A 17,405-nucleotide genomic window follows, 5' to 3' on the forward strand; every position below is an offset into this window, starting at 1 on the left:
GAAGCTGATTGAACGCGCCTCTCCCGCTCCCTAGACTCGCCTCAAGTCTTGAGCGAGAGTCCACATGTCCAGTCAAAGTCAGAGCCAGTCCCGCTGGGCCACGCGCCGCGCGGAGAAACATCGTCGGCTTGCGCGGGTTGCATCGATAGCGGATGGCATGGTGCTGCCCACCGAACGCATCGTCGATGTCCTGCAAGCGCTCGTCGCACCCGGCGACCGCGTGGTCGTCGAGGGAAACAACCAGAAGCAGGCGGATTTTCTGTCGCGTTCGCTTGCGAAGGTCGATCCGGAAGTCGTCCACGACCTGCATCTCATCATTCCGAGCGTGAGCCGCGCCGAACATCTCGATCTCTTCGAGCGCGGCATCGCAAGAAAGCTCGACTTCGCGTATGCCGGCGCGCAAAGCCTGCGCATCTCGCAGTTCCTTCAGGACGGCATCCTGGAGATCGGCGCGATTCATACCTACATCGAGCTGTATGCGCGGCTCTATGTTGACCTGACGCCGAACGTCGTGCTGTGCGCGGGCTACAAGGCGGATCGCGCGGGCAATCTCTATACCGGTCCGAGCACCGAGGACACGCCCTCGCTCGTCGAAGCCGCCGCGTTTCGCGACGGCATCGTGATCGCGCAAGTCAACGAGATCGTCAACGATCCTAAAGACCTGCCGCGCGTCGATATCCCCGGCTCGTGGATCGATTTCGTCGTGCAGGCCGACAAGCCCTTCTTCATCGAGCCGCTCTTCACGCGCGATCCACGTCTCATCACGCCGATCCAGGTGCTGATGGCGATGATGGCCATTCGCGGCATCTACGAGCGGCATCAGGTGCAGTCGCTCAATCACGGCATCGGCTTCAACACCGCCGCCATCGAACTGATCCTGCCGACCTACGGCGAAAGGCTCGGCCTCAAGGGCAAGATCTGCCGCCACTGGACGCTCAATCCGCATCCGACGCTGATCCCGGCGATCGAAACCGGCTGGGTGGAGAGCGTGCATTGCTTCGGCGGCGAGCTCGGGATGGAAGCGTATGTCGCGCAACGGCCCGACATCTTCTTTACCGGCCGCGACGGCTCCATGCGCTCCAATCGCACGATGTGCCAGCTCGCCGGGCAATACGCGGTGGACATGTTCATCGGCTCGACGTTGCAGATGGATGGCGCAGGCAATTCATCGACGGTCACGCACGGGCGGCTCACCGGCTTCGGCGGCGCGCCGAACATGGGCCACGATCCGCACGGCCGGCGCCACGCCACGCCCGCATGGCTCGATCTGCTGCAAACGGACAGCCCGCTCGAACGCGGCCGCAAGCTCGTCGTGCAAATGGTCGAGACGTTCCAGGCGGGCGGCCAGCCGACCATCGTTGAATCGATCGATGCCGTCGAGGTCGGCCGCGAGTCCGGCATGCCGCTCGCACCGGTCATGATCTATGGCGACGACGTCACGCACGTGCTGACCGAGGAAGGCATCGCGTATCTCTACAAGGCGCGCTCGCTCGAACATCGCAAGGAGATGATCGCGGCCGTCGCGGGCGTCACGCCTGTCGGCCTCAAGAGCGACGCAGGCAAGCTCGCCGCGCTGCGCCGCGACGGCTTCGTCGCGCTGCCCGAGGACCTCGGCGTCCATCGCAGCGAGGCGAGCCGGTCGCTGCTCGCCGCAAAAAGCATGGCCGATATCGTCGACTGGTCGGACGGGCTGTACGAACCGCCCGCACGCTTTCGGAGCTGGTAATGCGCGAGAACCTCGCAATGAACGCGGCGTGGCCGCTGCGCCGCGCGCCGGATCTGGCCGAGCGTTTCGGCGCGCATGTAGTGCAAGCGCTGATCGATGAAGTCACGCTTGCGCCGAAACCCGGTCTCGTCGATATCCGCAGCCGTGGCGCGCATCGCGATCTCGACTGGAGCCTGATGTGCGTATCGGCGCTTGCATTGCAGCCGACGTTCGTCGAGCTGGCGCGCGCCGGCATCGACATCGAACCGATGCGTGCGCTGCGTGAGCGCATCGGCGCAATCGGACGCGACGGCGAAGCGCGCATGCTCGACGCGACCGGCGGCGTGAACACACATCGCGGCGCGATCTGGGCGCTCGGGCTGCTCGTGACCGCGGCGGCGCGCGAACCTTCGGAACTCGATCCGCGAGCCGTCGCGTCGCGTGCCGGCTCCATCGCTCGCGTGCAGGATCGCCACGCCCCGGCGATCACCGGCAACAAGGGCGAGCAGGCGTGCATCGACTACCACGTCGGCGGCGCGCGCGGACAGGCGCAGGCAGGCTTTCCGCATGTCGTGGATATCGCGCTGCCGGAACTCATGCGCTCGCGCGCGCGTGGCGACAGCGAAACGGCTGCGCGCCTCAACGCGTTGCTCGCCGTGATGGCGACGCTCGACGACACCTGCGTGCTCGCGCGCGGCGGACGCGACGCGCTCGCCGAGATGCAGCACGGCGCACGCTGCGTGCTCGAACGAGGCGGCGCCGCCGCGCTCGCGGGGCGACGCGAACTGAAGACGCTCGACCGGCGTCTCGTCGAACTGCACGTATCGCCCGGCGGCGCCGCCGATCTGCTCGCCGCAGCCCTCTTTCTCGACCGGCTTCAGGGCGAAGCCGATCGGCCGTCGAACGCATAGGAACACACATGGAAACCATCGTCCTCGAATTCCCGGCGGGGCAGCCCGCGCAAGGCCGCGCGCTCGTGGGCGTCGTCGCTTCGGGCGACCTCGAAGTGCTGCTCGAAGCGAACGCGGCGAATCGCACCGTCGTGAACATCACGACTTCCGTCGACGGAAAAGGCCGACTCTGGCAGGCCGTGCTCGAACGCATTTTCGGCGACGGCTCGCTGCCCGCCGCGAAACTCGAAATCAACGATTCGGGCGCGACGCCGGGCGTCGTGCAGATGCGCATCGGGCAAGTCTTCGAACAACTGCAATCAACCGGCGGAGCGTGAAGATCATGGATACACAGCAACTGCTCGAACGCCAGAGCTTCATCGAGCTCGATGCGCGCAGCCGCGCGAAAAGGCTCCTCGACCAAGGCACGTTCAGCGAACTGCTCGATCCGTTCCAGCGCGTCACGTCGCCGTGGCTCATGCGCCAGGGCATCGTCACGCAGGCCGACGACGGCATGGTGGTCGCGAAGGGCAGCATCGACGGGCAGCCCGCCGTCGTGCTCGGCATCGACGGCGGATTCCAGGGCGGCAGCATGGGCGAGGTGTCGGCGGCGAAGATCGCAGGCAGTCTCGAACTCGCGGCCGAGGACAACCGCAACGGCATTCCGACGCGCGCGGTGATCCTCTTCGAAACGGGCGGCGTGCGCCTGCAGGAAGCCAATCTCGGGCTCGCGGCGATCGCGGAGATTCACGCAGGCATCGTCGACTTGCGGCGGTATCAGCCGGTGATCGGCATCACGGCCGGACCGATCGGCTGCTATGGCGGCATGTCGATCGCGGCGGGCCTGTGCAGCTATCTGATCGGCACGCGCGAAGCGCGCCTCGGCCTCAACGGCCCGGCGGTCATCGAACAGGAAGCGGGCATCGCCGAATTCGATTCGCGCGACCGTCCGATGATCTGGAGCTTCACCGGTTGCGAGCAACGGCATCGCACGGGCCTTGTCGATGACTACGTCGCCGACGACGCCGATGCGATTCGCGCGGCCGTCATCGACCTGTTTCGCGCGGGGCGGCCCGACGCATGCCGCAGCGAACGCGTCGCGGGATTCCTCGCGCGGTTGTCCGAGGTCGATCCGGGCGTGCAGGCCACGCCCGAACAGGCAGCCGCCATCTATGGCAAGGGGTTTCAGTCATGAGCACACAAGAGCTTTCGAAGCGCGGCGCGGTCTGGCTCGACGCGCTCACGTACAGCGCGCCGTTGCAGCCCGGCTATCCGCCGTCCGTGCGTGTCGCCGATGCGCGGCTGGGCGAGCATCGCGCGCGCTACATCGCCGTGGTGCCCGACCCGGACAACCCGTTTCCGCGCGCACGCAGCGGCGAGGTCGGGCTTGTCGAGGCGTGGGAACTCGCGCGGGCGGTGCGCGAAGTCATCGCGGCCGACAAGGCGCACGACGAGAAGCGCGCGATCGTCGCGGTCATCGATGTCGCGAGTCAGGCGTATGGACGGCGCGAAGAAGCGTATGGCATTCACCAGGCGCTCGCCGGCGCCGCCGATGCTTACGCCAGCGCACGGCTCGCGGGTCATCCGGTGATCGGGCTGATCGTCGGACGCGCGATGTCGGGGGCGTTTCTCGCGCACGGCTATCAGGCCAACCGGCTGATCGCGCTCGCCGATTCGCAGGTCATGGTTCATGCGATGGGCAAGGAATCGGCCGCTCGGGTCACGCTGCGCTCGGTCGCGGATCTCGAAGCGTTCACGGCGCGCGTGCCGCCGATGGCCTACGACATCGACAACTATGCGTCCCTCGGATTGCTATGGAAGCTCCTGAGCGTAAGCGACGCCGATGCGCCCAGCCGCGCCGATCAGACCGCCGTCGAGAAGTCCCTGCAAGCCGCCTTCGACGACATTCGCCGCGACCCTTCACGCGGTTTGGAAAGCCGGCTCGGCAGCGAGCATCGTGCTGCTTCCTCGACGGTGCGGCGCAAGTTGCGGGAGCAGTGGCGCTAGAACCCGCCTTGCGCAGCGGCTCGCTGGAAACCAATAAATTCATTAACGGAGACACGACATGATCATCTACGGAACCGCCCTTCTGGCGTTCTGCCACCTGGCAGGACTCTTTCTCGGCGATTTGCTCGGCGTTGCCATCGGCGTGAAGACGAACGTCGGCGGCGTCGGCATCGCCATGTTGCTGCTGATTTTCCTGCGCCTCTATCTGCACAAGAAGGGCTGGCTGCCGAAGGAGACCGAAGCGGGCGTGGGCTTCTGGGGCGCGATGTATATCCCCGTCGTCGTCGCGATGGCGGCGAACCAGAATGTCGTCGCCGCGCTCAAGGGCGGTCCCGTGGCGCTGTTGTCGGCGCTGGGCGCTGCCGCTGTCTGCGCGGGCTGCATCGCCGTTCTTTCCCGCACCGGTCACGACAGCACGTCGTTCGTGAGCGCCCCCCACCTCGAAGAAATCTGAAGCAGGAGACCGTCATGCTGCATATGCTCGACAAGATTTTGATCCAGAACGGCCTCGTCACGTCGTTCTTCCTCGTGGGCCTCATCATGTGGGTGTCGTCGCTGATTTCGCGCAAGCTGACCTTCGGGCGCGTGCACGGCTCGGCGATCGCGATCGTCATCGGCCTCGTGCTCGCCTACATCGGCGGCGCGTTCACCGGCGGACAAAAAGGTCTCGCGGACCTGCCGCTATTCACCGGGGTCGGCCTGATGGGCGGTGCGATGCTGCGCGACTTCGCCATCGTCGCGACCGCGTTCGAAGTGCAGGCGACCGAAGCGCGCAAGGCGGGGCTGATCGGCGTGGTGTCGCTGCTGCTCGGGACGGTGCTGCCGTTCATCGTCGGCGCGAGCATCGCGCATGCGTTCGGCTACACGGATGCGGTCAGCATGACGACCATCGGTGCGGGCGCGGTTACGTATATCGTCGGTCCGGTGACGGGCGCGGCGATCGGCGCGAGCTCGGATGTGATCGCGCTCAGCATCGCGACGGGTCTCATCAAGGCGATCATCGTGATGATCGGCACGCCGATCGCGGCGGGCTTCATGGGGCTGAAGACGCCACGTTCCGCGATGATCTTCGGCGGGCTGGCCGGCACGGTGAGCGGCGTCAGCGCGGGACTCGCCGCAACCGACCGTCGGCTCGTTCCCTACGGCGCGCTGATCGCGACCTTCCATACGGGCGTTGGCTGCCTGCTCGGACCCTCGCTCTTGTTCTTCGCGACCAAGGCGCTGATGGGCGCGTGATGCGCCAAGGAGATGCAGCATCATGAGCGTGCTATTCACGTTTCCGGGCCAGGGCTCGCAGCGCGCCGGCATGCTGCACGCGCTGCCGGCGCACGCGGAAGCCGCCCGCACGCTCGAAGAAGCCAGCGACGTGCTCGGCTACGACGTGAAGTCCATCGACGACGCGGCAGCGCTTCGCTCGACCGTCGCCGTGCAGCTTTGTCTGTTGATCGCGGGCGTCGCTCAGGCGCGCGTCATTCGGGCGTGCGGCCACGAGCCCGACATGGTGTCGGGACTGTCGATCGGCGCGTATCCCGCCGCCGTGATCGCCGGCGCACTCGCCTATTCCGACGCCATCAGGCTCGTCGCGTTGCGCGGCCAGTCGATGGAGCGCGCCTATCCGGGCGGCTACGGCATGACTGCGATCGTCGGCATGACGCAACGAGCGCTGGAACGGCTGATCGCGCAAGTGCACGGCGATGTCTTCCTCGCGAACATCAACACGGAAACGCAGATGGTCGTCGCGGGCAGCGATGCCGCGATGCAACGTCTGTCCACGCTTGCAATCGAACAGGGCGCGCAACGTTGCGAGCGTCTCGATGTCGCGGTGCCGTCGCATTGCACTTTGCTCGATGCGCCCGCCGCCGCCCTTGCCGAAGCATTCGCCCACGTCGACGTGCGCGCGCCGCGTATCGTGTATCTGAGCAGCAGTGCCGCGCGGCCACTTTTCGACGGTGCGCGCATCGCCGCCGATCTTGCCGGCAATATGGCGCGGCCGGTGCGCTGGCACGACACGATGAGACTCGCGTGGGAGCGCGGCGCGCGCCTTGCGATCGAGATGCCGCCCGCAAACGTCCTGACGCGGATGGCCAGCCCGCTTTTCGCGGAGGGCGTCGCGGTGAGTTGCAGCGAGACCTCGCTGACGGACCTCGGCGCGCTCGTCGAGCGTGAACGGACACGCGACGAACGCTGAAGGGTCAGCCGGCGCTTCTCGTGCGCAGACGGCAGACGGCCATCAGCGCGAGCAGGTTCGGGTCGCGCTCACGCGCGCGCAGGAAGCTCACGCCGATGGTCTGACGCATCAGGTACTGCGGCTTGAGCGGAATGAATTGCACCTTGTCGCCGAAGACGCCGCGCACGCGCCCGGGCAAAAGCGTGTAGCCGACGCCGCCGCTCACGAGGTTCATCAGCGAGAAGATATCGCCGGTGCGCATCGTCACGTTCGGCGTGAAGTCGGCGACGCGAAATGCCTCCACGAAACCGTGATAGGTCGCAAAGCCCTCGCCGAGCGAAACGAATGCTTCGTCGCGGCAGTCCCGCAGATCGACTGCTTCCTGATTCGCGTAGGCGGAACCCGCCGGTGCGGCGAAGAAAATATCGTCCTCGAAAAGGGGGATGGATTCTATCTCGGGTTCGGCATCCGGCACCGCCATCAGCGCCGCATCGATTTCGCCCCGCTTCAGTTTGTCGACCAGTTCCACATTCGGACCGAGCACCAGTTCGACGTGCAATGTCGGCCGGCGCACCTTGATATCGACGACGATGCCGGGCACGGTCTTGATGGTCAGCGAATACAGCGAACCGATCCTGAGGCGGTCTGACGAATAACCCGCCGCCTCGCGTGTCGCGCGAATGCCGTCGGACATCAGCGTCATTACCTCTTGCGCCACGTCGGCGAGCATCTGCGCCGCTTCGGTCGACTTGAGATTGCGGCCCTCGTGACGGAACAGCGCGCATCGCACGCCTTGTTCGAGCGAGTGCAGCGCGCGATGCACGCTGACCGTGCTCACGTTCAGCGCTTCGGCCGCCTTCGCCAGATTGCCCGTCTCCATGAATGCGAGCAGGACTTCGAGCTTGCGGAAGGTGATCTCATCGTCGATTCGGTCGCGCATCTTGGTTCATCGAGTGGTCGAATGTCCTGATTATCGCCTCGCAATCGCGTTGGACGAATAGCGTTTATCCCTCAAGGCGTTGTTGTTAGTCTCGCAGTAAGCCCGCTTCCCCTATCATTGCCTATCGTTCATCGAGTATCCGCCCATCCGCCGGGACTCGATAGCCCGCGGCATCTGCCTCGATTCTTCTTTCGGGTCGCGTCGAATATGGACAAACTTCAGGCTATGGCGACTTACGTGACGGTCGTCGAAACAGAAGGTTTTTCTTCGGCGGCACGCAAGCTCCAGGTCTCGACATCCGTTATCAGCCGTCTGGTCAACGATCTCGAGGAGCATCTCGGTGTGCGCCTTCTGAACCGCACGACGCGCATCGTCCGAACGACGGACGCCGGCGCCGCATTCTTCGATGAATGCCGCCGCGTTCTCGCGACCGTGGAGGCGGCGGAACTCGCCGCGGCCGGCGCGCGCACGTCGCCGCGAGGCCAGTTGACGGTGACCGCGCCCATCGTTCTCGGCAATACCCATGTGACGCCGATCGTCCAGGAATATCTCGCGCGATATCCGGATGTCATCGCGAGCTGCTGGTTTCTGGACCGAACCGTGAATCTGGTCGACGAGGGCGTCGACGTTGCGATCCGTATCGGCGATCTGCCCAATTCTTCTCTTCAGGCGATCTCGGTGGGCAAGGTGCGCAGCCTTCTTTGCGCGTCGCCGGCCTATCTCCAGGCACGCGGCGAGCCGCAAAAGCCCGAGGATCTCACGTCACATGTGACGATCCAGTCGCTTCCCTCGACGCCATCGCCCGAATGGCGCTTTCGCGTGGACGGCAAGCCGATCGTCGTGCCCATCCAGCCACGCCTGATCACGACGACAAACGACTCGGCGATGTCGGCTGCGATCTCCGGACTGGGAATCGTGTGCCTGCTGTCCTGTCAGATCGCACCCGCGCTGGCGGCAGGAAAGCTGCAAGTCGTGCTGCCGGAGCACGAGCTGGCCACGCTTCCCATCAACGTCGTGCATCGCGAGGGCAGACACGTCAATCAAAAGGTGCGCGTATTCGTCGATCTGGCGGTGGAAACGTTGAGGGCCGACACCGCACTCTGGTACGCATAGCCGACGCGCGCAGTCTCAGCTTTCGCGTTTCGCGAAAGATCCTTTCGGGCTAGCCCTGTTTCTCACCTTCCGGCCACGGCACATACTGGGCGCCATCAATCGCACCAACCGTGTGATCCCCCGTATGAACAGTGAGAAATCCCATCATGAACACAGCAGCGAACGCAACCGCCGCCGATGTCGACTTCTACTACTGGCCGACTCCCAACGGTCAGAAGGTCGCCATTTTCCTCGAAGAAGCTCTGGTGAATTACCGGGTTCACCCCGTCGATATCGGCAAGGGTGTCCAGTTCACGCCTGAATTCGAGAAGCTTTCCCCAAACAATCGAATGCCTGCCATTGTCGATCATCAACTCGATGTGTCGATCTTCGAGTCCGGCGCGATTCTTCTGCACCTGGCCGAGAAAACGCGCCGGTTCATTCCGGCCAACCCACAGGGTCGCGTCGAAGTCTTGCAATGGTTGTTCTGGCAAGTGGCCGGCCTCGGGCCGATCCTGGGCCAGACAGTCTTCTTTCGAAACTATGCGCCGGAAGCGCAGCCGCTCGCGATCGACCGGTTCAGTAAAGAAGCGAAGCGCCTCTACTCAGTTCTGAACAAGCGCCTGGCCGATCGGGAATATATTGCGAACGAGTATTCGATTGCCGATATGGCGGCTTTCCCCTGGGCTTTGCAATACGCCATGCAGGGAATAGCCCCGGATGAGTTTCCCCATGTCGCCCGCTGGCTGGATCGAGTCGGCAATCGACCGGCCGTGAAGCGCGCATACGCGCTGGGTGAAGAGATCCGTCCTTCGCAATTGACGGATGAACATCGCAAACAACTGTACGGTCAGCAAACGCAAAAAGCCTGAACACACGGTGCCGGAGTTCTATCTCCGGGCCAAAATTCTTCGCAGCAAACGATAGATTCGACAACATCCTAAAGGAATCCGAAATGTCTCTCTCAACCAAAGCCAAACGACTCGCAGCAGCAGCATTTCTCGCGGCAATCCCCGTACTTGCCGCAGCGGCCGGCGACAAAGCCGATCTTTACGCCGATACATCGAAGGTCGTTCCAGTAACCGAGTTGAAGTTCTACCAGAACAAGGAAGGTCTGACCATCGCGAACGGCTGGGGCGACCCGGCGTCCAGTGCTCACAGCAACTACATCAAGATGGCTGGCGGCACTGCCAGCGGCGTCCACACGCACACCTACTCGTATTACGGCGTCGTCATTGCTGGCGTCGTTGCCAATGAAGCGCCCGGCTCGAGGCAGGATCGTCCGCTTGCGGCCGGCTCGTACTGGTATCAGAAAGGCGGCGAACAGCACGTGACGAAGTGCATCTCGCAGACCGAGTGCATCTTCTTCGTCACGTCCAAAGGTCCGTTCGATTATCTGCCTGCCAAGTAACGACAACTCAGGTACTGTCGTGGCTGACCAGATGCGCGGGCAAGCGTCCGCCTTCACGGTCACGACGACCGTACCACTGAGCCAACTCCCCCACGATGCCGCGCCGGAACAGCAGCACGCAGGCGACAAACATGATTCCGGTCACGATGCTGACCGATTCGCCCAGTCCCTGAAACCACGCGATATGCGTAAGCTCCGCGAGCCACGTGCCGAACGCGGCCAGCTTCGTTTCGAGCCCGACGACGATCACCGCGCCGACCGCCGGGCCGAACCGCGTGCCGAGACCGCCCAGCAGGGTCATGAGAATCACGGTGCCCGACATCGTCCAGTGCACGTCGGACAGCGTGGCGAAGCCGAGCACGAGCGTCTTCATCGCGCCGGCAAGGCCCGCGCATGCAGCCGATATGACGAACGCCAGCAGCTTGAAGCGATCGACGTCGTAGCCGAGCGAAACCGTGCGCGCCTCGTTCTCCTTGAGCGCGCCGAGAATCCGGCCGAACGGCAAATCGATCACGCGGCCGATGAATGCGAACGCGATCGCACCGATGGCCAGCACGACATAGTAAAGCGTCAGGTCGTCGTCGAGCGGGAGCACGCCGAAGAGCCGCCCGCGCGGCACGCCCTGCATGCCGTCCTCGCCGCCCGTGAACGGCGCCTGCACGCAGAAGAAATAGATCATCTGCGCCAGTGCGAGCGTGACCATCGCAAGGTAGATGCCCTTGCGGCGAATCGCGAGCACGCCCATCACGAGGCCGAGCGCGGCCCCAGTGCCCGCGCCGAGCAGTAACGCGGCTTCAGGCGGCAAACCGTGATCGCGCAACGCGCTGCCCGCGACGTAGGCCGCGACGCCGAAGAACGCCGCATGACCGAACGACAGCAGGCCGACATAGCCGAGCAGCAGGTTCAGCGACGTGGCGAACAACGCGAAGCACATGAGCTTCATCATGAAGACCGGATAGGCGCCGAGCCACGGCGCGGCGGCGAGGACGGCCAATGCGACGACGAATGCGAAGCGGTTATGCATGAGACACCTCATTTCGATTGACCGAACAGCCCGGCGGGACGCACGAGCAGAACCAGCGCCATGACGGCGAACACCACCGTCGCCGAAGCCTCCGGATAGAACAGCTTCGTCAGGCTTTCGAGGATGCCGAGCGCGAGACTCGTCAGCACCGATCCGGCGATCGAGCCCATCCCGCCGATCACGACGATCGCGAACACGGTGATGATCACGCTCTGCCCCATCAGCGGCGACACCTGCATGACCGGCGCGGCGAGCACGCCCGCGAACGCGGCGATCGCAACGCCGAAGCCGTAGCTCAGCGACACCATGCGCGGCACATCGACGCCGAACGCCGCGACGAGGCGCGGGTTCTCCGTCGCCGCGCGCAACAGCGCGCCGAGGTGCGTGCGCTCGATCGCCCACCACGCCGCCCCGCACACGGCGAGCGATGCGACGACGACCCATGCGCGATACGCGGGCAGCATCATGAAGCCGAGATCGACGGCGCGCGCGAGGCTATCGGGCGCGGCGTACGACATCCCCGAGACGCCGTAGACGGAACGCGACAGCCCCTCGAAGATCAGCGTGACGCCGAGCGTGAGCAACAGCCCGTAGAGATGATCGAGCTTGTAGAGACGGCGCAGCATCGAACGCTCGACCAGCACGCCGACCGCGCCCACCGCCAGCGGCGCGATGACGAGCATCAGCCAGTAGTCGAAGCCGAAATAGTTCGTGCCCATCCACGCGAACAGCGCGCCGAGCATGAAGAACGCGCCGTGCGTGAAATTGATCACGTTCAACAGGCCGAAGATGAGAGACAGGCCGAGGCTCAGCACGGCATAGAAGCAACCGTTCATCAGACCGAGGACGAGCTGACCCGACACCGCCTGCAGCGGCATACCAAAGAATTCCATGACGTTTCGCTCCGGTCAGATGTTGAGCAGCGCTTGCAACGTGGCCGTTTTCTCGGGAAGACGAGCCGATTCGAACGCATCGACGATGCGTCCGTGCTCCATCACATAGAAGCGATCGGCGAGCGGCGCGGCGAAGCGAAAGTTCTGCTCGACGAGCAGAATCGTGAAGCCCCGCGACTTCAGCAGCCTGATGACGCGCGCGAGCGTCTGCACGATCACCGGCGCGAGCCCTTCGGAGATTTCATCGAGCAGAAGAATGTCGGCGCCGGTACGCAGAATGCGCGCGATCGCAAGCATCTGCTGCTCGCCGCCCGACAGACGCGTGCCCTGACTCGCGCGACGCTCGGCCAGGTTCGGGAACATCGCGTAGATTTCTTCGAGCGGCATCGGCGTGCCCTTCGCGTCCGGCAGACGCGGCGGCAGCAACAGATTCTCTTCGCACGACAGCCCCGCGAAGATGCCGCGCTCCTCCGGGCAATAGCCGACGCCGAGGCGCGCCACGCGCTGCGGCTCGTGGCCGATCGTCTCGCGGCCGTCGATGCGGATCGAGCCGCTGCGCCGATCGGTCAGGCCCATGATCGCCTTCAGCGTCGTGCTGCGGCCCGAGCCGTTGCGCCCGAGCAGCGTGACCACTTCGCCGCGCGCCGCGCGCAGGTCCACGCCATGCAGGATGTGCGATTCGCCGTACCACGCTTCGAGGCCCGTGACGCGCAGCGCGTCTTCGCACGTCGCCGTGTCGATGCCGGCATCATCCGGCGCTTCAATGTGCGAGCGATTCATTTTCGGTCCCCATGTACGCTTCCTTCACTTGCGGGTTCGTGGAGACGGAAGCGTAATCGCCTTCCGCCAGAATCTCGCCACGCTGAAGCACCGTGATCGTGTCCGCGATGCTCGACACCATCTTCATGTTGTGCTCGACCATCAGGATCGTCCTTCCGCTCGATACCTTTTTGATGAGCGCCGTCACGCGATCGACGTCCTCGTGTCCCATGCCCTGCGTCGGTTCGTCGAGCAGCATCAGCACAGGATCCATCGCGAGCGTCGTGGCGATTTCGAGCGCGCGCTTGTGGCCGTATGACAGCTCGACGGTCTTCACGTCGGCGTATGCGGCAAGGCCGACCTCGCCGAGCAAATCGAGTGCGCGCTCCCGCAGGCGCGTCAGCATCGCGCTGCTTTTCCAGAAGCGAAACGACACGCCGAGCGGACGCTGCAAGGCGATGGTCACGTTCTCGACCGGCGTCAGATGCGGGAACACCGCCGATATCTGGAACGAGCGGATCACGCCCTTGCGCGCGATCGCGGCGGGCGCGGCGCGCGTGATCTCGCGGCCGTCGAAAAAGATCTGTCCCGAAGTCGGCGTCAGAAACTTCGTCAGCAGGTTGAAGCATGTGGTCTTGCCCGCGCCGTTCGGTCCGATCAGCGCGTGGATCGTGCCTCGCCGCACTCGAAGATCGATGCCCTTGACGGCCGTGAAACCGTTGAACTGCCTGGTTAAACCCCTTGTCTCCAGAATCATGTCTGCATGCGTCATCGCGCTCTCCTCAGCCCATCACTGGCAGCGTCTCGATCTCATAAGCGTGGCTCAGCGCGCGGCCGAGCACCGGGTCTTCGAGCACGGTCTCGAAGCGCTGCGCCGGGCGGATTCCGCCGATGGCCGCCAGCGTGCCGCAGAGCATCGCGGTTCCATCGACGAACTCGCCGCCGCGTTGCGCGAACTGGTCGAGCAAGTCCTGCGGCGAGCGCATCGCGGTCACCTTGCCGTCCTGATAGAGCACGCGCTCGCCGTCGATCGTCGCGTACGAACGCAGCAGCAACGCATCCCAGTGATCCGCCACGTCGCTCAGCCGCCACAGCGTGTTCGAGCACGGTTTGTCGCACATCTGCTTCGACACGGTGATGCCATAGGCCTCGACCTGCCGGTCCGTGTGATCGGAAGCCACGCCGACAAACACTTCGCCGCCGTCCTTCACCAGCACGAATTCCGCTTCGCCGCTGCTCTCCTCGCCCGAGACTTGCATCGTCGATGCAGGCCCGAAGCGATCGGCCGCCACGCGATAGAACACCGGGGTATAGGCAGGCCTTTTGATGCCCAGTTCTTCGAGCTCGCGGATGTGCTTTTCCATCGCTTCGGTGTCGCGCCCGGTCCAGCCCGCGATGACGAGCGTGTCGATTGAAATGGCGCGCTCGACACTGCCGTCGCGCGTTTCGATGTTGAATGTGATCGCCTTCATCAGTGTCTCCGTTTATTTCGATGCAGCGACTTTGCCGCCGACCAGCGGGCAACGGCTCGCGCCGAGCGGCGCATAAGCGTCCTGCGCTGAAATGGTCTGCTTGATCGCGTAGTAATCCCAGGGCTTCTTCGATTGCTCCGGGCTCTTGACCTCGGCGATGTACATGTCGTGCACCATCAGCCCATCCGCGCGGATCACGCCGTTGGTCGCGAAGAAGTCGTTGACGGGCGTCTTGCGCATCTGCGCGAGCACCGCGTCGGATGCATCGGTGCCGCTCGCCTGAACGGCCTTCAGGTAATGCAGCGTCGATGAATAGACGCCTGCCTGAATGAAGGTCGGCATGCGGCCTGTTTTCGCGTAGAAGCGCTGCGACCATGCGCGGCTCGCATCGTCGCGGTCCCAGTAGAAAGGCGTCGTCAGCATCATTCCCTGCGCGGACTTGAGGCCGAGACTGTGAACATCGCTGATGAACATCTGCAAGCCCGCGATCTTCTGCTTGCCCGGCGCGTTGATGCCGAATTCGCGCGCGGTCTTGATCGCGTTGACGGTATCCGCGCCCGCGTTGGCGAGACCGATCACCTTCGCGTGGGAAGCCTGCGCCTGAAGCAGATTCGAGGAGAGGTCCGCGGCGTGCATCGGATGCTTCGATTCGCCGAGCACCTTGCCGCCCGTCGCGTTCAACGCCGCCGCGGAATCGCTCTTCAGCGACGCGCCGAGCGCATAGTCGACCGTCAGGAAGTACCACGAGTCGTCGCCGGCGCGCGCCATCGCCTTGACGAGGCTCGTGGTCAGCGCATAGGTGTCGTACGAATATTGAATCGTGTACGGCGAACACGCCTCGTTGCTGAGCTTCGTCGTGCCCGCGCCGCTCGCGATCGCGATCTTGTGTTTCTCTTTCGCCACGTTCGACACGGCAAGCGCAACGGACGACGGCAGGAGGTCCTGCACCATGTCGACCTGTTGATTGTCGAACCATTCACGTGCAACGGTCGCGGCGACATCGGTCTTGTTCTGGTGATCCGCGCTGATCACCTTGACCGGCGCGCCGAGCACCTTGCCGCCGAAATCGTCGACGGCCATCTGCGCCGCCACGACCGAGCCTTTTCCGCCGATATCGGAAAAGATCGACGACATGTCGGTGAGCACGCCGATCTTCACCACGCCGTCGCTGACGCCGGCCGCGTTTGCCGTCATCGCGACCGCGGCGCACACCGCGCCGCACGCGAGTTGTCTGTACATGGAAGTCTCCTGATACGTATTTGTTAAGCAGACCGCATCATTGCGGACGTACGACCGACTCGACACCGATACCCATCGCGAGCAACTGGCGATCGCTCATGTGCCTGCCCATCAACATCAGTCCCACGGGCGCGTCGCCGTTCGCGTGACACGGAATCGACAGCGAACACAGATCGAGCATGTTGGCAATCGACGGATTGCGCAGCAGCAAGCGATTCGTCGATGTGTACGCGGGCTCTTCGTCGAGGTCCGCGATGCGCGGCGCGACGATCGGCACCGTCGGGCAGACGATGGCGTCGAAGGGACGCAACTCATCGTCGGCCTGACGGCATAGCTGCGCACGCAACGCCCGATTGCGCAGGTACTCCGCGGTGCTGTGCTCGCTGCCGAGCCGGATGCGGGCGATCACGCGCGGGTCGTAATCGTCGGCATGACGCTTGATGAGTCCGACATGCCACGCCCATGCTTCGGCCGCGACGAGGCCGCCGTGCTGAGCGATCGTCGCAAGCTGCTGCCAGCTCTCGAACGAGACTTCGCGCACGATCGCGCCCGCCGCCGTCAGACGTGCAATCGCGCGCTCGAACGCAGCGGCGACATGCGCGTCCATGTCGTCGAGCACGATCGTCTTCGGTATGGCGAGCCGCAGCCCGCTCAACGGCAGCGGCAGGATCGCGGCAGGTTGCGTATCGCCCGCCATGATCGAATCGAGCGCGGCGCAGCACGCGACGCTTCGCGCGATGGAACCGATCGAGTCATAGCTCGACGACAACGGCACCGCGCCTTCGAGCGGGATGCGCGCGGCTGTCGGCTTGAAGCCCGCGAGACCGCACAACGCTGCGGGAATCCGGCACGAGCCGCCTGTATCCGAGCCGATCGCGGCAGCGGCCATGCCATCGCTCACCGACACGGCCGCGCCCGACGACGATCCGCCGGGAATTCGCGCGCCATCCCGGTCGAAAGGATTCGCGGGCGTGCCGTAGTGCGGATTGATGCCGAGGCCCGAGTACGCAAACTCGGTCATGTTGGTGCGGCCGACGAACACCGCGCCCGCCGCACGCAATCTGCCGATCGCGACGGCGTCGCGCGTAGCGGTCTGCTCCGGAAGGACCCGACTGCCGGCGCGCGTGATTTCGCCCTGCACGTCGAACAGATCCTTCACCGAAACCGGAATACCCGAGAGCGGACCCGCGACGCCATGACGGCGCAGCGCATCGCTCGCCGTCGCCTGCGCTGTCGCCGCGGCGCTCACGCCGTGCGGAAAGACGCGCTTTCCTTCGCCCGAGTCATCGCCGATACGTTCGATGCACGACGCGAGAAGCGACGCGGCATCGATACGGCCATCGGCGAGTTGGGCACGCAGAGAATCGAGAGCGGGCAGCATGATCAAGCCGGATCGTAGTAGTGCACTTCGAGCAGCACGCAACCGCCGTTCGACTTGAACGGGCCATGCCACGCGCCCGGCGGGCGCACCGCGTAGGTGTAGCCCTCGAAGGGCTTGCCGCCCTCGCCTTGCTCGTCATTGCCGACGGTCAGATCGCCTTCGACGAGAAAAACTTCTTCCCAATAGTCGTGGACGAACGGCTTCGTCGTGTACATGCCGGCGGGAAGGCGCAGCAATCTCGTGCGGCTGCCGCGCTTGTTGCCGGTATCGAGCGCGCCGGAAAGGATCAGCTCCTGTGCGCCGGAACCGGGCGCATAACCTTCCGGCAACTGCCAGCCGTCGGCCATGTCGAGTCCGTGAAACTCGTCGTGAAGTTTGTTGATAGCCATGTGTTTCTCCTGTGGGGAAGCGTTGATTGCGTCGAG

Annotated in this window: 20 protein-coding genes; 11 read left to right on the forward strand and 9 right to left on the reverse strand. The window is 64.5% G+C overall.

The features are described from left to right. Positions 1–64 precede the first annotated feature (64 nt). The 8 genes from mdcA to mdcH are packed head-to-tail and all read left to right on the forward strand — an operon-like array spanning position 65 to position 6,790. Positions 65–1,726 (forward strand): malonate decarboxylase subunit alpha, encoded by a 1,662-nt coding sequence (mdcA, locus tag IAG25_RS03755; RefSeq protein ID WP_187603577.1) that lies wholly within the window; start codon positions 65–67, stop codon positions 1,724–1,726. After that, a complete protein-coding gene (locus tag IAG25_RS03760) occupies positions 1,726–2,616 on the forward strand; it encodes a triphosphoribosyl-dephospho-CoA synthase (RefSeq protein ID WP_187603578.1) in 891 nt (296 codons plus the stop codon). The genes mdcA and IAG25_RS03760 overlap by 1 nt, the downstream gene beginning before the upstream one ends. 8 nt (positions 2,617–2,624) lie before the next feature. Continuing rightward, complete coding sequence (locus IAG25_RS03765; RefSeq protein ID WP_035498982.1) at positions 2,625–2,933, forward strand: malonate decarboxylase subunit delta; 309 nt, start codon at positions 2,625–2,627, stop codon at positions 2,931–2,933. Between the two features lie 5 nt (positions 2,934–2,938). Further along, on the forward strand, positions 2,939–3,790 hold the full coding sequence (locus IAG25_RS03770) for a biotin-independent malonate decarboxylase subunit beta (protein WP_035499153.1): 852 nt from the start codon (positions 2,939–2,941) through the stop codon (positions 3,788–3,790). Beyond that, a complete protein-coding gene (gene mdcE, locus IAG25_RS03775; RefSeq protein ID WP_187603579.1) occupies positions 3,787–4,602 on the forward strand; it encodes a biotin-independent malonate decarboxylase subunit gamma in 816 nt (271 codons plus the stop codon). Before IAG25_RS03770 ends, mdcE begins: the two co-directional genes overlap by 4 nt. 58 nt (positions 4,603–4,660) lie before the next feature. Beyond that, positions 4,661–5,056: a malonate transporter subunit MadL gene (gene madL, locus IAG25_RS03780; RefSeq protein ID WP_035498984.1), complete on the forward strand. Its 396-nt coding sequence runs from the start codon at positions 4,661–4,663 to the stop codon at positions 5,054–5,056. Between the two features lie 14 nt (positions 5,057–5,070). Next, positions 5,071–5,838, forward strand: coding sequence for a malonate transporter subunit MadM (gene madM, locus IAG25_RS03785; RefSeq protein WP_187603580.1), 768 nt, complete (start codon positions 5,071–5,073; stop codon positions 5,836–5,838). A gap of 22 nt (positions 5,839–5,860) precedes the next feature. Next, positions 5,861–6,790, forward strand: a complete 930-nt coding sequence (mdcH, locus tag IAG25_RS03790) for a malonate decarboxylase subunit epsilon (RefSeq protein WP_187603581.1) — start codon at positions 5,861–5,863, stop codon at positions 6,788–6,790. 4 nt (positions 6,791–6,794) lie between these two features. Here mdcH and IAG25_RS03795 read toward each other — a convergent pair whose 3' ends face one another. After that, positions 6,795–7,709: a LysR family transcriptional regulator gene (locus IAG25_RS03795; protein WP_035498987.1), complete on the reverse strand. Its 915-nt coding sequence runs from the start codon at positions 7,707–7,709 to the stop codon at positions 6,795–6,797. Between the two features lie 207 nt (positions 7,710–7,916). Here IAG25_RS03795 and IAG25_RS03800 point away from each other — a divergent pair, with 207 nt between their 5' ends. From IAG25_RS03800 to IAG25_RS03810, 3 genes are all read left to right on the forward strand, one after another. Further along, positions 7,917–8,822, forward strand: a complete 906-nt coding sequence (locus IAG25_RS03800) for a LysR family transcriptional regulator (protein ID WP_187603582.1) — start codon at positions 7,917–7,919, stop codon at positions 8,820–8,822. Positions 8,823–8,968: 146 nt separating this feature from the next. After that, positions 8,969–9,673, forward strand: a complete 705-nt coding sequence (locus tag IAG25_RS03805) for a glutathione binding-like protein (protein ID WP_187603583.1) — start codon at positions 8,969–8,971, stop codon at positions 9,671–9,673. 83 nt (positions 9,674–9,756) lie between these two features. Further along, positions 9,757–10,212, forward strand: a complete 456-nt coding sequence (locus IAG25_RS03810; protein ID WP_187603584.1) for a DUF4437 domain-containing protein — start codon at positions 9,757–9,759, stop codon at positions 10,210–10,212. Between the two features lie 7 nt (positions 10,213–10,219). On the opposite strand, the gene IAG25_RS03815 is transcribed toward IAG25_RS03810, so the two are convergent. From IAG25_RS03815 to IAG25_RS03850, 8 genes are read right to left on the reverse strand one after another with little or no spacing between them, the layout of a single operon-like run. Continuing rightward, entirely contained in the window at positions 10,220–11,236 is a 1,017-nt protein-coding gene (locus IAG25_RS03815) for a branched-chain amino acid ABC transporter permease (RefSeq protein ID WP_187603585.1), read from the reverse strand. A gap of 8 nt (positions 11,237–11,244) precedes the next feature. Then, a complete protein-coding gene (locus IAG25_RS03820; protein WP_187603586.1) occupies positions 11,245–12,129 on the reverse strand; it encodes a branched-chain amino acid ABC transporter permease in 885 nt (294 codons plus the stop codon). A gap of 15 nt (positions 12,130–12,144) precedes the next feature. After that, positions 12,145–12,909 (reverse strand): ABC transporter ATP-binding protein, encoded by a 765-nt coding sequence (locus IAG25_RS03825; protein ID WP_187603587.1) that lies wholly within the window; start codon positions 12,907–12,909, stop codon positions 12,145–12,147. Further along, positions 12,890–13,660 carry an ABC transporter ATP-binding protein gene (locus IAG25_RS03830; protein ID WP_187603588.1) on the reverse strand — a complete coding sequence of 257 codons (771 nt, stop codon included), beginning with the start codon at positions 13,658–13,660 and terminating at the stop codon, positions 12,890–12,892. Before IAG25_RS03830 ends, IAG25_RS03825 begins: the two co-directional genes overlap by 20 nt. Positions 13,661–13,670: 10 nt before the next feature. Further along, a complete protein-coding gene (locus tag IAG25_RS03835; protein ID WP_187603589.1) occupies positions 13,671–14,360 on the reverse strand; it encodes a DUF2848 domain-containing protein in 690 nt (229 codons plus the stop codon). Between the two features lie 12 nt (positions 14,361–14,372). Continuing rightward, positions 14,373–15,599, reverse strand: coding sequence for an ABC transporter substrate-binding protein (locus tag IAG25_RS03840; protein WP_187603590.1), 1,227 nt, complete (start codon positions 15,597–15,599; stop codon positions 14,373–14,375). Positions 15,600–15,636: 37 nt separating this feature from the next. Then, positions 15,637–16,980: an amidase gene (locus IAG25_RS03845; protein ID WP_187603591.1), complete on the reverse strand. Its 1,344-nt coding sequence runs from the start codon at positions 16,978–16,980 to the stop codon at positions 15,637–15,639. A 2-nt stretch (positions 16,981–16,982) separates the two neighbouring features. After that, positions 16,983–17,369, reverse strand: coding sequence for a hypothetical protein (locus tag IAG25_RS03850; RefSeq protein WP_035498997.1), 387 nt, complete (start codon positions 17,367–17,369; stop codon positions 16,983–16,985). Between the last annotated feature and the right edge of the window lie 36 nt (positions 17,370–17,405).

It is taken from the genome of Caballeronia sp. EK, from assembly GCF_014384845.1.
GTDB classification, from domain to species: domain Bacteria; phylum Pseudomonadota; class Gammaproteobacteria; order Burkholderiales; family Burkholderiaceae; genus Caballeronia; species Caballeronia jiangsuensis.

What these genes read in the sequence shown, in the direction of transcription:
- IAG25_RS03835 (WP_187603589.1), bottom strand. Translation starts at nt 14,360, where the DNA reads ATGAAGGCGATCACATTCAACATCGAAACGCGCGACGGCAGTGTCGAG.
- IAG25_RS03770 (WP_035499153.1), top strand. Translation starts at nt 2,939, where the DNA reads ATGGATACACAGCAACTGCTCGAACGCCAGAGCTTCATCGAGCTCGAT.
- IAG25_RS03795 (WP_035498987.1), bottom strand. Translation starts at nt 7,709, where the DNA reads ATGCGCGACCGAATCGACGATGAGATCACCTTCCGCAAGCTCGAAGTC.
- IAG25_RS03840 (WP_187603590.1), bottom strand. Translation starts at nt 15,599, where the DNA reads ATGTACAGACAACTCGCGTGCGGCGCGGTGTGCGCCGCGGTCGCGATG.
- mdcE (WP_187603579.1), top strand. Translation starts at nt 3,787, where the DNA reads ATGAGCACACAAGAGCTTTCGAAGCGCGGCGCGGTCTGGCTCGACGCG.
- IAG25_RS03815 (WP_187603585.1), bottom strand. Translation starts at nt 11,236, where the DNA reads ATGCATAACCGCTTCGCATTCGTCGTCGCATTGGCCGTCCTCGCCGCC.
- mdcH (WP_187603581.1), top strand. Translation starts at nt 5,861, where the DNA reads ATGAGCGTGCTATTCACGTTTCCGGGCCAGGGCTCGCAGCGCGCCGGC.
- mdcA (WP_187603577.1), top strand. Translation starts at nt 65, where the DNA reads ATGTCCAGTCAAAGTCAGAGCCAGTCCCGCTGGGCCACGCGCCGCGCG.
- IAG25_RS03805 (WP_187603583.1), top strand. Translation starts at nt 8,969, where the DNA reads ATGAACACAGCAGCGAACGCAACCGCCGCCGATGTCGACTTCTACTAC.
- IAG25_RS03825 (WP_187603587.1), bottom strand. Translation starts at nt 12,909, where the DNA reads ATGAATCGCTCGCACATTGAAGCGCCGGATGATGCCGGCATCGACACG.
- IAG25_RS03765 (WP_035498982.1), top strand. Translation starts at nt 2,625, where the DNA reads ATGGAAACCATCGTCCTCGAATTCCCGGCGGGGCAGCCCGCGCAAGGC.
- IAG25_RS03760 (WP_187603578.1), top strand. Translation starts at nt 1,726, where the DNA reads ATGCGCGAGAACCTCGCAATGAACGCGGCGTGGCCGCTGCGCCGCGCG.
- IAG25_RS03850 (WP_035498997.1), bottom strand. Translation starts at nt 17,369, where the DNA reads ATGGCTATCAACAAACTTCACGACGAGTTTCACGGACTCGACATGGCC.
- IAG25_RS03845 (WP_187603591.1), bottom strand. Translation starts at nt 16,980, where the DNA reads ATGCTGCCCGCTCTCGATTCTCTGCGTGCCCAACTCGCCGATGGCCGT.
- IAG25_RS03810 (WP_187603584.1), top strand. Translation starts at nt 9,757, where the DNA reads ATGTCTCTCTCAACCAAAGCCAAACGACTCGCAGCAGCAGCATTTCTC.
- IAG25_RS03800 (WP_187603582.1), top strand. Translation starts at nt 7,917, where the DNA reads ATGGACAAACTTCAGGCTATGGCGACTTACGTGACGGTCGTCGAAACA.
- madM (WP_187603580.1), top strand. Translation starts at nt 5,071, where the DNA reads ATGCTGCATATGCTCGACAAGATTTTGATCCAGAACGGCCTCGTCACG.
- madL (WP_035498984.1), top strand. Translation starts at nt 4,661, where the DNA reads ATGATCATCTACGGAACCGCCCTTCTGGCGTTCTGCCACCTGGCAGGA.
- IAG25_RS03820 (WP_187603586.1), bottom strand. Translation starts at nt 12,129, where the DNA reads ATGGAATTCTTTGGTATGCCGCTGCAGGCGGTGTCGGGTCAGCTCGTC.
- IAG25_RS03830 (WP_187603588.1), bottom strand. Translation starts at nt 13,660, where the DNA reads ATGACGCATGCAGACATGATTCTGGAGACAAGGGGTTTAACCAGGCAG.